Annotated in this window: 18 protein-coding genes; 12 read left to right on the plus strand and 6 right to left on the minus strand. The window is 68.4% G+C overall.

Annotated features, from left to right (window positions below):
• Positions 1 to 61 precede the first annotated feature (61 nt).
• Both mshD and FHU31_RS23395 read right to left on the minus strand, forming a co-directional pair.
• Positions 62 to 967 carry a mycothiol synthase gene (gene mshD / locus FHU31_RS23390; protein ID WP_167163073.1) on the minus strand — a complete coding sequence of 302 codons (906 nt, stop codon included), beginning with the start codon at positions 965 to 967 and terminating at the stop codon, positions 62 to 64.
• A complete protein-coding gene (locus tag FHU31_RS23395; RefSeq protein WP_167163075.1) occupies positions 964 to 1734 on the minus strand; it encodes a winged helix-turn-helix transcriptional regulator in 771 nt (256 codons plus the stop codon). Before FHU31_RS23395 ends, mshD begins: the two co-directional genes overlap by 4 nt.
• A gap of 185 nt (positions 1735 to 1919) precedes the next feature.
• On the opposite strand from FHU31_RS23395, the gene lmeA reads away from it, so the two are divergent.
• The 8 genes from lmeA to FHU31_RS23430 all read left to right on the plus strand — a co-directional run bounded on the left by lmeA (position 1920) and on the right by FHU31_RS23430 (position 6463).
• On the plus strand, positions 1920 to 2717 hold the full coding sequence (gene lmeA, locus FHU31_RS23400; RefSeq protein ID WP_167163077.1) for a mannan chain length control protein LmeA: 798 nt from the start codon (positions 1920 to 1922) through the stop codon (positions 2715 to 2717).
• A complete protein-coding gene (locus FHU31_RS23405; RefSeq protein ID WP_167163079.1) occupies positions 2714 to 3145 on the plus strand; it encodes a thioredoxin family protein in 432 nt (143 codons plus the stop codon). Before lmeA ends, FHU31_RS23405 begins: the two co-directional genes overlap by 4 nt.
• 29 nt (positions 3146 to 3174) lie before the next feature.
• On the plus strand, positions 3175 to 3267 hold the full coding sequence (locus tag FHU31_RS32220; protein WP_353961945.1) for an Ms5788A family Cys-rich leader peptide: 93 nt from the start codon (positions 3175 to 3177) through the stop codon (positions 3265 to 3267).
• A 98-nt stretch (positions 3268 to 3365) separates the two neighbouring features.
• On the plus strand, positions 3366 to 3863 hold the full coding sequence (locus FHU31_RS23410; RefSeq protein ID WP_167163081.1) for a DUF4395 domain-containing protein: 498 nt from the start codon (positions 3366 to 3368) through the stop codon (positions 3861 to 3863).
• Between the two features lie 17 nt (positions 3864 to 3880).
• The gene (locus FHU31_RS23415) at positions 3881 to 4714 is read left to right on the plus strand and encodes a sulfurtransferase (RefSeq protein ID WP_090354465.1); all 834 of its coding nucleotides are present in this window, start codon (positions 3881 to 3883) and stop codon (positions 4712 to 4714) included.
• Between the two features lies 1 nt (position 4715).
• Complete coding sequence (locus FHU31_RS23420; RefSeq protein ID WP_062655781.1) at positions 4716 to 5018, plus strand: DUF1416 domain-containing protein; 303 nt, start codon at positions 4716 to 4718, stop codon at positions 5016 to 5018.
• Positions 5019 to 5299: 281 nt separating this feature from the next.
• A complete protein-coding gene (locus FHU31_RS23425; RefSeq protein WP_090354463.1) occupies positions 5300 to 5953 on the plus strand; it encodes a heme-binding beta-barrel domain-containing protein in 654 nt (217 codons plus the stop codon).
• A gap of 96 nt (positions 5954 to 6049) precedes the next feature.
• Positions 6050 to 6463, plus strand: coding sequence for a hypothetical protein (locus FHU31_RS23430; RefSeq protein WP_167163083.1), 414 nt, complete (start codon positions 6050 to 6052; stop codon positions 6461 to 6463).
• 233 nt (positions 6464 to 6696) lie between these two features.
• On the opposite strand, the gene FHU31_RS23435 is transcribed toward FHU31_RS23430, so the two are convergent.
• Positions 6697 to 7488 (minus strand): aminotransferase class IV, encoded by a 792-nt coding sequence (locus tag FHU31_RS23435; RefSeq protein ID WP_167163085.1) that lies wholly within the window; start codon positions 7486 to 7488, stop codon positions 6697 to 6699.
• 41 nt (positions 7489 to 7529) lie between these two features.
• Here FHU31_RS23435 and ygfZ point away from each other — a divergent pair, with 41 nt between their 5' ends.
• Both ygfZ and FHU31_RS23445 read left to right on the plus strand, forming a co-directional pair.
• The gene (gene ygfZ / locus FHU31_RS23440) at positions 7530 to 8609 is read left to right on the plus strand and encodes a CAF17-like 4Fe-4S cluster assembly/insertion protein YgfZ (RefSeq protein WP_167163087.1); all 1080 of its coding nucleotides are present in this window, start codon (positions 7530 to 7532) and stop codon (positions 8607 to 8609) included.
• 151 nt (positions 8610 to 8760) lie between these two features.
• Positions 8761 to 8943, plus strand: coding sequence for a DUF3073 domain-containing protein (locus FHU31_RS23445; protein ID WP_090354456.1), 183 nt, complete (start codon positions 8761 to 8763; stop codon positions 8941 to 8943).
• Positions 8944 to 8980: 37 nt separating this feature from the next.
• Here the strand turns inward: FHU31_RS23445 and purM are convergent, their stop codons facing one another.
• A complete protein-coding gene (gene purM / locus FHU31_RS23450) occupies positions 8981 to 10057 on the minus strand; it encodes a phosphoribosylformylglycinamidine cyclo-ligase (protein ID WP_090354455.1) in 1077 nt (358 codons plus the stop codon).
• Between the two features lie 107 nt (positions 10058 to 10164).
• Here purM and FHU31_RS23455 point away from each other — a divergent pair, with 107 nt between their 5' ends.
• Positions 10165 to 10590 carry a cupin domain-containing protein gene (locus FHU31_RS23455; RefSeq protein ID WP_167163089.1) on the plus strand — a complete coding sequence of 142 codons (426 nt, stop codon included), beginning with the start codon at positions 10165 to 10167 and terminating at the stop codon, positions 10588 to 10590.
• A gap of 21 nt (positions 10591 to 10611) precedes the next feature.
• On the opposite strand, the gene purF is transcribed toward FHU31_RS23455, so the two are convergent.
• Together purF and FHU31_RS23465 are read right to left on the minus strand one after the other, a co-directional pair.
• Entirely contained in the window at positions 10612 to 12147 is a 1536-nt protein-coding gene (gene purF, locus FHU31_RS23460; RefSeq protein ID WP_090354453.1) for an amidophosphoribosyltransferase, read from the minus strand.
• 177 nt (positions 12148 to 12324) lie between these two features.
• Entirely contained in the window at positions 12325 to 12708 is a 384-nt protein-coding gene (locus FHU31_RS23465; RefSeq protein ID WP_167163091.1) for a sterol carrier family protein, read from the minus strand.
• 17 nt (positions 12709 to 12725) lie between these two features.
• On the opposite strand from FHU31_RS23465, the gene FHU31_RS23470 reads away from it, so the two are divergent.
• Positions 12726 to 13937: an MCE family protein gene (locus FHU31_RS23470; protein ID WP_167163092.1), complete on the plus strand. Its 1212-nt coding sequence runs from the start codon at positions 12726 to 12728 to the stop codon at positions 13935 to 13937.
• Positions 13938 to 13974: the final 37 nt, after the last annotated feature.

Raw genomic sequence — 13974 nt, forward strand, 5'->3', positions numbered from 1 at the left:
GGTGAATAGGTCCAAGGGGTTCACAGGATGCTGAGAAAGGCCATCGAGCAGCCCGCGCAGCCTAGATTCCGTAGGCCACATCGGTGCTGAACACCGTGAAACCCAGGCGCCGGTAGGTCTTCACCGCCGCGGTGTTGTCCCCCTCCACATAGAGGGTCACCTCGGCACCCGGACCCAGCCGCTGGGCCAGGTGGTGCAGGCCCACCAGCGTCAGCACCGCGCCCAACCCGCGGCCCTGCGCGGCCGGGTCGACACCCACCACATAGACCTCGCCCAAACCTCGGTGGTGCAGGTCCTCCCCGGGCGTGGAATGGATTTTCGTCCAGTGGAAACCCAGCAGCCGGAAACCCGCCCCCGAGTCGCTGCGCTGCAGCCCGCCGGAGCCCTCGAACACCATGAACAGCCCGGCCGGGTCGAACCAGCTCTCGCCGCGACGCTCGGCGATATCGGCCTCGGTCCACCCGCCCTGCTCCGGATGCCAGGAGAACGCGGCGTTGTTCACGCGCAGCAGCTCCGCGTCGTCGGACGGTCCGGCGTAAGTCCGTAGGCCGTCCACCGCCGGAAGCGCAGGCAGGTCGGCCAGGCCGCGGCGCATCTGGAGCAGCTCCCGCTTCGGCACCAGCTTCAGCGCGGCGGCCAGCGCGCGAGCCGGTTCCAGATTGCCGTGTGCCCAGATCCGGAGGTCGTCCGCGGACTCGGCCAGACCGGTGCGCGCCAGCGCGGACCCGATACCGCGCCGCCGGGCCCGCGGGTGCACCACCAGCTCGGCCATGGCGGGAGCCAGGTTGAGGTAGCCGACCAATTCTCCGCCGTCGAGGGCGAGCAGGTGGCGGGTGTCGTCGCGCGGAAGCTCGCGCAACACCTGATCACCGACCGGCGCGACGCCGTCGTGGGCGGTGGCCGCGTCGATCAGGGCCGCGATGCGTTGCTGTTCGGGTACCGGCAGTCCGGTCTGCCACGAGATCACTGACTGTGCAGCGGATCGAACGCCTCGGACGCCGAACCGAAATCGTCGTCGTCGAACACGTCTTCGTCGTCGTCCGCTTCGGGTGCCGGCGCGCGGCCTCGGGCGGGACGCACCGCTTTGTATCCGACATTGCGCACGGTGCCGATCAGCGATTCGTACTCGGGACCGAGCTTGGCCCGCAACCGCCGCACATGCACGTCCACCGTGCGGGTGCCACCGAAGAAGTCGTAACCCCACACCTCCTGCAGCAGCTGGGCCCGGGTGAAGACCCGCCCGGCGTGCTGCGCGAGGTACTTGAGCAGCTCGAACTCCTTATAGGTGAGGTCGAGCGGCCGGCCACGCAACCGCGCGGTGTAGGTGCCTTCGTCGATGACGAGCTCACCGAGGGTGACCTTGCCCATGCTCTCCTGATCGGACACGCCGCCGCGGCGGCCGACCAGCAACCGCAGTCGTGCGTCGATCTCCGCGGGTCCCGTGCCGGGCAGCAGAATCTCGTCCAGGCCCCACTCGACGTTGACCGCCACCAGACCGCCCTCGTTCACCACGGCCACCACCGGGATCGATGTTCCGGTAGTGCCCAGCAGTCGGCACAGCCCCCGGGCCGCCGCCAGATCGGTGCGCGCGTCGACGATCGCGACGTCGGCGGTACTCGCCTCCAGCAGGGACGAAACCTCAGTCGGTGCGGAGCGAACGTTGTGTGCCAGAAGGGACAATGACGGCAGCACGGACTCAGGATTCGGGTCTACGGTGAGTAGCAAAAGCTCCAAAAGGCCCTCCGGCGCCCCGGAGGATTCCCAGGACAACGTTGTCGAAGGTCATCTTCCAGATTCATGGCTGACACGTGGTCGTTACGACCGACGATGCCCTAACGATAGCGTGCTACCTGCTGATTAGCTGAGTTGAACGGAGCGCCGCCAACTCCGGACCCCGGCGGGTACGCCAGAATGACCGGGTGCGCAAACTGCTCGCCGGTCTCATCGCGACTCTCACCACGCTGGTGCTGGGAGCCGTCGCCGTCGACTTCGGCGCGGCGATCTACGCCGAATACCGCTTGGCCCGCAGCGTTCGCACCGCCGCCCACCTGCCCTTCGATCCGTGGGCCAGCATCCTGAGCTTCCCGTTCATCGCCCAGGCGGCCCACCACCGTTATAAGGAGGTGGAGATCCGGGCCACCGGCGTAGACCAGGCGATCACGGGCAAGGTTTCGCTGGAAGCCACGCTGCACGGCGTAGACCTGCGCGACTCGTCCTGGCTGATCGGTCCGGACGCCACCCTGCCGGTGGGCAAACTGGAAAGCCGGATCATCATCGACTCCAGGCACGTCGGGGATGTCATGGGCATCAAGGACCTGCAGGTCGAAGCCCCACCGCGGGAGTCCAACGACGCCACCGACAACACCACGGAGTCGGGCATCTCCAGCGGCGACGGTCTGGTGTTCACCGGCACGCCGGCCGCCGCCGGTTTCGACAAGCGGGTCAGCGTCTCGGTCGATCTCACTCTCGACGGCCCGAACCAGACCACCCTGGTGTTCACCCCGACCAACGTGCTCACCGGACCCGGCACCGCCGATCAGGCCGTACCGCAGGACCACACCGCAGCGGTGCTGGCGGCCTTCACCTCGCAGGTGCCCGGTCAGAAGCTGCCCTTCGGTCTGACGCCCACCTCGGCCGGAGTCCGCGGATCCGACATCATTGTGGAAGGCATCACCGAGGGAGTAACCATCACACTCGACGGGTTCAGACAGTCATGAACAGTTCGATGGCCCTGGTGATCGTCGTGGTGATCGCCGTGCTGGGTCTCGGTTACATCGTCGGGCGCCTGGTGACACTGCGGGCCGGCATGCTGCGCGCCGCGGCCGAGGACGCCCCCACCGAGGATGTCGACACCTCCGATCTCGGGCTGTCCGGCACCGGACCCACGATCGTGCATTTCACCGCCGTGTGGTGCGGGCCGTGCGCCGCCGTGCGCCGCGTGGTCAGCCAGGTGTGCGGCGAACTCCCCGCAGTGGCGCACGTCGAGATCGATATGGACGCCAATCCGGCCGCCGCCCGGCGCCTTTCGGTGCTGTCACTGCCGACGACCTTCATCTTCGATGCCCAGGGCCGGCAACGCTTCCGCGCAACCGGGGTTCCCAAGGCCGCTGACCTGCGCTCGGCCCTGGAGCCACTATTGGCTTGACCGCAGGGTCAACAGGTATTGTGTGCGACGTGTCCGCCCGCCTTGAGCTGCTGCTCACCAAGCGCCGCGCAGTCGATCTGTGCCGCGTCGCGGGTTGTTGCTGTTGTTGTTGTAGCTGCTGAGTAGCCGCGCTTCTCTCTGCGCCGCGCTCGGGGCCAGGCCACCAGGCCGGAATGTGCCCCTTCAGCCCCAACCCCAGCCCAGCAACAGGAGCACAGATATGTCCACTACCACCAGCATCGTCACGAGTCAGGGCCTCGACCAGGTCGATATCCGCGGTCCCCGCTTCGTCGCCTGGGTCACCACCGGCGTGCTCATCGGCACGCTGCTGGTGTCTGCGATCAGCGTGCCCGCCGCGACGATCATCCTCGCCCTGCAGGCCGTGGTCTTCGCCATCGGCGCGGTACGGGGCCCCCGTCAGCACCCTTACGGCCGGGTGTTCGCCGCGCTCATCGCACCGCAGCTGGGCCCGGTCACCGAGAAGGAACCGGTGCCGCCGCTGAAGTTCGCCCAGTTGGTCGGCTTCATCTTCGCCGTCGTCGGCACCGTCGGCTTCGCTTTCCAGGCGGCGCTCGGCGGGCCGCTGCTCGGCCTCATCGCCACCGCGCTCGCCCTGTTCGCGGCGTTCCTGAACGCGGCCTTCGGCATCTGCCTGGGCTGCCAGATCTACCCGTTCGTCGCTCGCCTGCGACGTGCAACTCCCGCCACAAGCCGATAACCGAAAGGAATCACTCCATGGCACGCTCCGACGTCCTGGTCTCCACCGACTGGGCCGAGAGCAATCTCGACGCGCCGAACACCGTCTTCGTCGAGGTCGACGAAGACACGTCGGCCTACGAAGGCGGTCACATCGCCGGCGCCGTCCGGCTGGACTGGAAGACCGAGCTGCAGGACCAGGTCAAGCGCGACTTCGTCGACCAGCAACAGTTCTCGAAGCTGTTGTCCGACAAGGGAATCAGCAACGACGACACCGTGATCCTGTACGGCGGCAACAACAACTGGTTCGCCGCGTACGCCTACTGGTACTTCAAGCTGTACGGCCACAACGACGTCAAGCTGCTCGACGGTGGGCGCAAGAAGTGGGAGCTCGACGGGCGCCCCCTGGTGACCGAGGTACCCACCCGTCCCGCCACTTCGTACACCGCCGCGGCGCCGAACAACGACATCCGCGCGTTCCGCGACGAGGTCATCGCGGCGATCGGCGAGAAGAACCTCGTCGATGTGCGCTCCCCCGACGAGTTCTCCGGCAAGATCCTCGCGCCCGCGCATCTGCCGCAGGAACAGAGCCAGCGCCCCGGCCACATCCCCGGCGCCATCAACGTGCCCTGGAGCAAGGCGGCCAACGAGGACGGCACCTTCAAGTCCGATGAGGACCTGGCCAAGCTCTACGCGGCGGCCGGCCTGGACGGCGAGAAGGAGACCATCGCCTACTGCCGCATCGGCGAGCGTTCCTCGCACACCTGGTTCGTGCTGCAGGAGCTGCTGGGTCACCAGAACGTCAAGAACTACGACGGCAGTTGGACGGAATACGGCTCCCTGGTGGGCGCCCCGATCGAGTTGGGAAGTTGATATGTGCTCTGCACCGAAACAAGGTGTGACGCTGCCGGCAGGCGTCGACCTGGAGAAGGAAACCGTCATCACGGGTCGTGTGGTGGACGGATCGGGCCAGACCGTCGGCGGCGCGTTCGTGCGGCTGCTGGACAGCTCGGACGAGTTCACCGCTGAGGTGGTGGCGTCGGCGACCGGCGATTTCCGCTTCTTCGCCGCACCGGGCACGTGGACCGTGCGCGCGCTGTCGCCCGCGGGCAACGGCGACGCCAGTGTGACGCCGTCCGGCGCCGGAATCCACGAAGTCGACATCAAGGTCGCCTGACGCCGATCGAGGCGAGGTACGAGCCGATGAGAAGTCAGGCCGTACAAATTCGCCTGACGCCGATCGAGGCGAGGTATGAGCCGATGAGAAGTCGGGCCGTACAAATTCGCCTGACGCCGATCGAGTCGCCGCTGCGCTCGGACCTCCGGTTCGAGCGCAGCGGCTTCCGGCAGTTAGACTCCTGACGTGGTTCTCTTCTTCGAATTCATGCTCGTGGCGGCCGTGGTCGTCATCACCTGGTTTGCGCTCTACGCGCTGTACCGCCTGATCACCGACGAGGCGTGAGCAACGACGACGCCGTCGAGCCGGGGTCGGGCGACCGTGCCGTAGCCGCAGCTGCGGAGCGGGCCAGGATCACCGCGGCCCGCAACATCCCGACGTTCGACGATCTGCCCCTTCCGGCGGATACCGCGAACCTCCGGGAAGGCGCCGACCTCAACCCCGCGCTGTTGGCGCTCCTGCCGCTCGTCGGCGTGTGGCGCGGCGAGGGCGAGGGCCGCGACACCCACGGTGACTACCGTTTCGGCCAGCAGATCATCGTCTCCCACGACGGCGGTGACTACCTGAACTGGGACAGCCGCTCCTGGCGGCTCGGCACGGACGGCGAGTTCGAGTCGACCGGGTTCCGCGAGTCGGGATTCTGGCGTTTCGTGGACGATCCCGCCGATCCGTCCGAGACGCAGGCCATCGAGCTGCTGCTGGCCCATTCCGCCGGCTACGTCGAACTGTTCTACGGACGCCCGCGCAACCAGTCCTCCTGGGAACTGGCCACCGACGCCCTGGCCCGCAGCAAGTCCGGCATGCTCGTCGGCGGGGCCAAGCGGCTGTACGGCATCGTCGACGACGGCGATCTGGCCTATGTCGAGGAACGGGTCGACGCCGACGGCGGGCTGGTACCGCACCTGTCGGCGCGCCTGAGCCGCTTCGTCGGATAGCCGCGCTGCGCGCATAACCTACGCCCAGGCTGGCTACATCGCTCGCCTAGCAACGGCCCATACCGTCGTCTCCGTCAATTCGAGAACGGAGAATTCATGGCTCTGACAGCACTACGCACCGCGGCGCTGGGCCTCACCGGTGCGGCCTTGATCGCCGGCGTGGTCGGTTGTTCGTCAGGTGGAACGTCAACGGAATCAACGACTTCGGCGACGGCATCCACCTCCTCGAGCGCGACGTCGGAATCGACGTCGGCGGCGGCCGCACCCGACGGTCACGACGCTTTCACCGCCTGTATGACAGAGCACGGTGTACCCGCTCCTCCGGAGGGCGGTCCGCCCGCCGGAATGACCCCGCCGCCCGGGATGACACCGCCGAGCGGTCCGCCGCCCTCGGGCGCACCCGAGCCCGGCGCGGGTAAGACGCCGCCGGCACCCCCGGGTGTCGACCAGGGCACGTGGGATAAGGCCAACGAGGCGTGCGCGTCGCTCGCCCCTGCACCCCCGAAGTAGTCCAGACATGGGGCGGCCCCCGAGCCGTAGTTCTTGGTGGGACAAAACCAAGGGCTCGGGGGCCGGGTGGCTGCTTGGAATTCGCCAGCGCTCGCAGGTGGATTCCTCGCGCCTGCAGCTGCTAGCGAGCAGCCACCTCACTTGTCCGTATGCCAATCAATGTGTCGGACCACCTCCTTCCCTGTGTACCGACGAAAGTACTCGCGCCCCGCGGACCCGACAACCGAATTTCGTCAGGATTCGCGGCCGACCGCGGTGTCCACCCACTCGGCCAGCTGCGCCGCGAGCGGCGCCGGCGGCAGGGCGACACCGTCGAGGGTGTGCACACGCGCGGCCAACGTCACCGCCGAGAGCAGCCAAACACCTTGCGCTGCAAAAAGATCGGCGACGGTCAGCGGACGGTACACGACCCGCGGCGCGGTCCGGAACAACGCGCGCACGGTGGTGCCGGGCAGGATCGCCGGCGTGGCCGGCGGGCTGACCAGGGTTTCGCCCTCAGCGATCACCACCGACGAACGCGGGCCCTCCAGCACCAGCCCGCCGGCGCCGACATAGATCGCGTCGCCGGCGCCGCGACGGGCAGCCTCCCGTAGCGCCGCGGCGTTACCGGCGTAGGACAACGACTTCGCTGCGTGCAGGGGATCGTTCGGTCCACGGTCCAGCGTCACCGCAGCCACCCCGTCGCGGCGGGCCGCGGCCACCCGGTCCGGCACCGGTGATATCGCCGCGAAGGCCGCGCCACGGCCATACACCAACCGCAGCACCGCGTCCCCGGCCCACCGCGAGACCGCCGTCGACGCCGCCGCGCGAAACAGCGCGAGGTCGACGGCCGGCAGCGCCGCGATACGTGCGGAGTCGGCCAACCGGCTCAGATGCGCTTCCAGCAGACAGGCCCGTCCCCCGTGCACCAGGGTGGTCTCGAAGACCCCGTCGCCGTGGGTCAGCACCGGGTCGGTGACCCGCACCAACGGCTCGTCGAGACCGCGCACGTCACCGTCGAGCGTCACGACGAGACCGGCGGGCATGACGCCAGAGCCTAGTGACCGCTGCGCCGTAGGCTTGGGACATGTCTGCAGTTCCCGCCCCTGAACACGGTCCCGACGCCGGCGCCGTCTGGCACTACGGCGATCCCTTCGGCGAGCAGCGCGCCGCCGCCGACGGTGCCGTGGTGGTCGACCGCTCGCACCGGGCGGTGCTCGCACTCACCGGCGGCGAACGGCGCTCCTGGCTGCACACCATCTCCAGCCAGCACGTCAGCGACCTGACCGACGGCACCGTCGTGCAGAACCTCAGCCTGGACGGGCAGGGCCGTGTGGAAGATCACTGGCTGCAGACCCAACTCGACGGTGTCACCATTTTGGACACCGAGCCGTGGCGCGGCGAACCGCTGCTCGCTTATCTGCGCAAGATGGTGTTCTGGGCCGACGTGGTGGTCGAACCCGTTGATCTGGCGGTCCTCTCCCTGCTCGGACCGGCACTGGCCACGCCCGAGGTCCTGGCCGCGCTCGGCGTCGACGCCCTGCCCGACGCCTGGACGGCGGTCGGGCTGCCCGGTGGCGGCTTCCTGCGCGGCGTCTACCCGGGCGAATACGACCTGGTGGTGCCGCGTGACACGGTCGGCGACCGGCAGCGCACCCTCGCGGCGGCCGGGGTCCGGCCAGCCGGAATCTGGGCCTATGAGGCCCACCGGGTGGCCGCCCTGCGCCCACGGTTGGGGCTGGACACCGATGAGCGGACCATCCCGCACGAGGTCGGTTGGATCGGCGGTCCCGGTGAGGGCGCCGTGCATCTGGACAAGGGCTGCTACCGCGGCCAGGAGACCGTCGCCCGAGTCCACAACCTGGGCAAACCGCCGCGCGCTCTGGTGCTGGTGCAGCTGGACGGCTCCGAAGACCGGCCCTCGACCGGGGACCCGCTGACCGCCGGCGGCCGGCCGGTCGGGCGGCTGGGCACCGTGGTGGATCACGTCGACGACGGTCCCATCGCATTGGCGCTGGTCAAGCGGGGCATCCCGGCCGATACGCAGCTGAGCACCGGCGGGGAGGTGGCCGTGGCCGCGGTGATCGATCCGGATTCGGTGGCCGCCGATGACCACGTCGGCGCGGGCCGAATCGCGCTGCAGCGGCTGCGCGGCGGTGACCGTTGAACTGCTCGGGCCGCGCCGACGACCTGTGACAGGCAGGGCCTACCAGCGCGGCGCCGCGCGGCACGGTAAAGTGGCCGCAGGACAATAACGACACACAGATCGGAGCCGCCTGCACGTTGGGCCGCTCCGTTATTGCGCGAGGGGGTCCCCCATGGGCCGCGGCCGGGCGAAGGCGAAGCAGACGAAGGTCGCACGCGACCTCAAGTACAGCTCGCCACAAACCGACTTCGACAGGTTGCAGCGTGAGCTGTCACATGCCGAGTCTGAGAACGACTTCGGGGGCAGTGACGGCTTCGCCGATCAACACGCCGACGAAGACGACTGGCGGCGCTGACTCACGCAGAGGTGTAGCCCCGCGGTTCTGACTTCCGTCAGAACCGCGGATGCTGACCGACGAGGTGTGCGCGGGCCTCACCCTTGCCGCTCTTGGCAACGGTGCCCAGCGTCCAGCAGTTCAGATGACGTGCGGTGAGAATCGCCAGTGCGCGGTCGGTGTCCTCCGGCGCGACGATGGCGACCATGCCGACGCCCATGTTGAACGTCTTCTCCATTTCGGCACGCTCCACGCGACCGCGCTGGGCGATCATGCCGAAGACCGGCGCGGGCGTCCAGGTGCCACGGTCCAGCTCGGCGACCAGTCCGTTCGGGATGACCCGTTCGAGGTTGCCCGCCAGCCCGCCACCGGTGACGTGGCAGAAGGTCCGGACCTGGGTCTCCGATGCCAGGGCCAGGCAGTCCTTGGCGTAGATGTAGGTGGGTTCGAGCAGTTCCTCGCCGAGTGTGCGACCGAACTCCTCGACATGGCCGGCCAGATCCATCCGGTCGATCTCCAGCAGCACCTTGCGGGCCAACGAGTAGCCGTTGGAGTGCAGGCCGGTGGACGCCATGGCGATGATCACATCGCCGGGCCTGACCAGTTCCGGCCCTAGCAGGTCGTCGGCTTCCACGACGCCGACACCGGTCGCCGAGATGTCGTAGTGGTCGGGCTCCATCAGTCCGGGGTGCTCGGCGGTCTCCCCGCCCAGCAGCGCGCAGCCGGCCAGGACACAACCGTCGGCGATACCGGACACGATGGCGCTGACCCGCTCGGGGACCGTGCGTCCGACGGCGATGTAGTCCTGCAGGAACAGCGGCTCGGCCCCGCAGACGACGAGGTCGTCGACGACCATCGCCACCAGGTCCAGCCCGACCGTGTCGTGCTTGTCCATCGCTTGCGCGATGGCCAGCTTGGTGCCGACGCCGTCTGTCGACGAGGCCAGCAGCGGTTCTCGATACCCGCCGCGCAGCGCGAACAGTCCGGCAAACCCACCCAGACCGCCTCGGACCTCCGGGCGGGTGGCTTTCTTGGCCAACGGTTTGAACAGCTCGACGGCGCGATCCCCCGCCTCGATGTCCACCCCGGCCGTTGCATAAGAGATGCCGTGTTGTTCGGCGCGACCCTGACTCATCAGGCTAAAGGCTACCGCTCCCGGTCCGGCCCCGACACCGCTGGTAAGGCCCGGGCCCTCTGCCGGGCCCGCACACAACGAGGTGACGTATGACACTCTGGGCGCTCATGAACCGATTTCGCTGGTCGGCGCTGGCCGCCGGGGCTGTCGTGGCGTGCGCCGCGGGCCTGCCCGCAACGGCGTCCGCCACCGCCGGAGTCGGCGTGGAGGCGCAGGTCCTGGCGCAGGCCACCCGGGACGGACACGACTACATCACCAAAGAGATCACCATCGCCCCAGGCGGCGGTACCGGCTGGCACTGGCATCAGGGCCGGGTGTTCGGCCTGATCGAGTCGGGGACGCTCACCCACTTCGGGGCGGACTGCTCGGTGGACGGGGTGTACCCGACCGGAGCGCCGATCACCGAGGAGAGCGGCCCGGTGCACAACGGCCGCAACCTGGGTCCGGACCCGCTGGTGATGTGGGTGGTCTATATCGATCCGGCCGGAGCCCCGCCCGCCACCGATGCGCCGGATCCCGGGTGCGGTTTCTAGTGTTGGACGACGGCGGAGCCGTCAGGGCCTTCTGATCGCGGAGGCGTTGTCGTTGGCCGGCTCCAGCGGGATCCCGCTGCGCGCCGCGTTGGCCAACATGTGCTCGATGACGTTCTTGCCCAGGGCGCTCTCGCCCGGGAGCTCGATCGGGTAGTTCCCGTCGAAGCACGCCGAGCACAACCGCGATGACGGCTGCTCGGTGGCGGCGACCATGCCCTGCTGACTGATGTAGCCGAGGGTGTCGGCACCGATGGCCCGGCGCACGTCCTCCAGCATCTCGTCCTCGTCGCCGCTGGAACCGTTGGCGATCAGCTCGGCCGGGGTGGCGAAGTCGATTCCGTAGAAGCACGGCCACTTCACCGGTGGCGAGGCGATCCGGACGTGCACCTCGAGTGCACCCGCCTCCCGCAGCATCCGGATCAGGGCGCGCTGGGTGTTACCGCGCACGATCGAGTCGTCGACGACGATCAGCCGCTTGCCGCGGATGACTTCCTTGAGTGGGTTCAGCTTGAGCCTGATGCCGAGCTGACGGATGGTCTGCGACGGCTGGATGAAGGTGCGCCCCACGTAGGCGTTCTTCATCAGGCCCTGTCCGTAGGGGATACCCGAACCCTGCGCATAGCCGACCGCCGCGGGGATCCCCGACTCGGGAACCCCGATCACCAGGTCACCCTCCACGGGGTTCTCAGCGGCCAACCGACGGCCGATCTCGACGCGGGTGGCATGCACGGACCGGCCACCGATCACACTGTCCGGCCGGGCCAGGTAGACGTATTCGAAGACGCAGCCCTTGGGGGTCGGATTCGCGAATCGGGTGGAGCGCACCCCGTCGGCGTCGATGGCCAGCAGCTCGCCGGGCTCGATATCGCGCACGAAGGACGCGCCCACGATGTCCAGTGCCGCAGTCTCCGAGGCCACCACCCAGCCGCGGTCCAGCCGGCCCAGCGACAGCGGGCGTACACCGTGCGGGTCGCGCGCCGCGTACAGGGTGTTCTCGTCCATGAAGGTCAGGCAGAAGGCACCGCGCACGGTCGGCAGCAGGTCCAGGGCGGCTTGCTCCAGGGTGGCATCGGCCGCGCCGTGAGCCAGCAGTGCGCCGAGGATGTCGGAGTCGGTGGTGGCAGCCGGGGCGCCCCGGGTCTCGATCAGCCCGGCTTCGCGAGCCTGACGGGCCAGCTCCGCGGTGTTGACCAGATTGCCGTTATGCCCCAAGGCGACACCGGTGCCGGCGGCGGTGTTGCGGAACACCGGCTGGGCGTTCTCCCAGGTGGTGGAGCCGGTGGTGGAGTAGCGGCAGTGTCCGACGGCGACGTGGCCAGGCATGGCCGCCAGCGTCTGCTCATCGAACACCTGACTGACCAGACCCAGATCTTTGAACACCAGCACCTGCGAACCGTCGGCGACGGCGATACCGGCCGCCTCCTGGCCACGGTGTTGTAGCGCATAAAGGCCGTAGTAGGTGAGTTTGGCCACATCTTCGCCGGGAGCCCAGACGCCGAAGACGCCACATTCTTCTCTCGGGTCTTCTTCGGTCTGCTCGATCTGCTCGGCGGTCACGATCAGTCTGCTCCCTAGGGGCTGTGGGTGACGTAACACAGTTTACGGGCAACCCCCGTCATTAGCTGAATCGAACGGCGGATTACCCAGGTACAAACGTCAACATCACTGGGGCGAACCGACATTCCGGCCCGGGCCGGCCGCAATATGTGAGCGACGCCACCCCCGGGCTACCCGTCAGCCGTCCAGCCGGACCAGGGGCAGCCAGCCGGCGATCTCGCGAGCCCGCGAACCGGACATCGTCATCCCGGGCGCCGAGTCGATATCGAGCAGCCCGGTGGCGAGCAGCAGCCAGGTGCGCGGATCCGCCTCGACCACATTCGGTGGGGTGCCACGGGTGTGCCGGGGGCCGGCGATGCACTGCACGGCGACATAGGGGGGCACCCGAACCTCGACGCTGGCGCCGGGGGCCAGCGCGGCCAGGGTGCGCGCGGTGAGCCTGACCGCAGCGGCGAGAACGGGCCGCTCCGGGGCCGGACGGCTGTCATCGCGCAGCCAGTCCGCGACCGCGAGCACCGCGGCCCGCGTCTGTTCCGGATCTGCCGTTCGGCGCGCCACCATCCCATTAGTGTCGCAATGTGGCAGCCGAGCGCTTCGCACCGCCGTATCGGGCGGTCGGTGCGGTCGCGCTGGCACTGTTGACCGGCCTGGCCGCCGTCATCTCTCTGCAGTTCCGGGGTGAGTTCCGTTACCGCGTGGAACTGACCGTGCTGTCGCCGCGGGCCGGCCTCGGAGTGGATCCGGGATCGAAGATCACCTTCAACGGGGTGGAGATCGGCCGGGTGCGCGCGATCTCCCCCACCGATGTCGACGGGACGCCCCATGCCCGGCTGGCGGTGCAGATCGAACCGCGCTACCTGCCGCTCATCCCGTCGAACGTCACCGCCGATATCAACGCCACCACCGTGTTCGGCAACAAGTACATCGCGCTGAGGTCACCGGAAATCCCCTCGCCACAGCACATTTCACCCCACGGCGAGATCACCGCAACGTGGGTCAGCACCGAGTTCAACACCCTGTTCGAGACGGTGATGGCCATCTCCGAGCAGGTCGACCCGGTGAAGCTGAACCTGACGCTGACCGCGGCCGCGGAGGCGCTGGACGGGATGGGCGCCAGGTTCGGGAACTCCCTGCAGGACGGCAACGCGATCCTCGCGGATTTCATCGCCCGCACCGATGAGTTCGGGCATGACACCCGGTCGTGGGCCATGCTGGCCGATCGCTACGCCGACGCCGGCCCCGACCTGTTCGACGGACTGGCCGCCGCGGTGCGCACCGCCGCCACGCTCAACGACCAACGCGGCGCCATCGATCGGGCGCTGCTGGCCGCCGTCGGGTTCGGCGACAACGCCGGCGACATCCTGGAGCGAGGCGGACCGTTCCTGTCGCGCGGCGCCCAGGATCTGATACCGACGTCGAAGGTGTTCGACATCTACAGTCCGCAACTGCTGTGCACCATCCGGAACTACTACGACGTCGCACCGCTGATGGCATCGACGTTCGGCGGCGACAACGGCTACTCGTTGGACTCGGCGGGCACGGTATTCGGGTTCGGCCTGCCCAACCCGTACGTGTACCCGGACAACCTGCCCCGGGTGAACGCCCACGGCGGTCCGGAAGGCAAGCCCGGCTGCTGGCAGAAGATCACCAAAGACCTCTGGCCCGCACCATATCTGGTGATGGACACCGGCCTGTCCATCGCGCCGTACAACCATTTCGAATTCGGCTCGCCGATCTTCACCGACTACGTGTGGGGCCGCCAGGTGGGCGAGCCCACCATCAATCCGTGAGGGTTGACCTCAACCTCGATTGAGCTCCTAGCGTGGG

It is taken from the genome of Mycolicibacterium fluoranthenivorans (assembly GCF_011758805.1).
GTDB classification, from domain to species: Bacteria; Actinomycetota; Actinomycetes; order Mycobacteriales; family Mycobacteriaceae; genus Mycobacterium; species Mycobacterium fluoranthenivorans.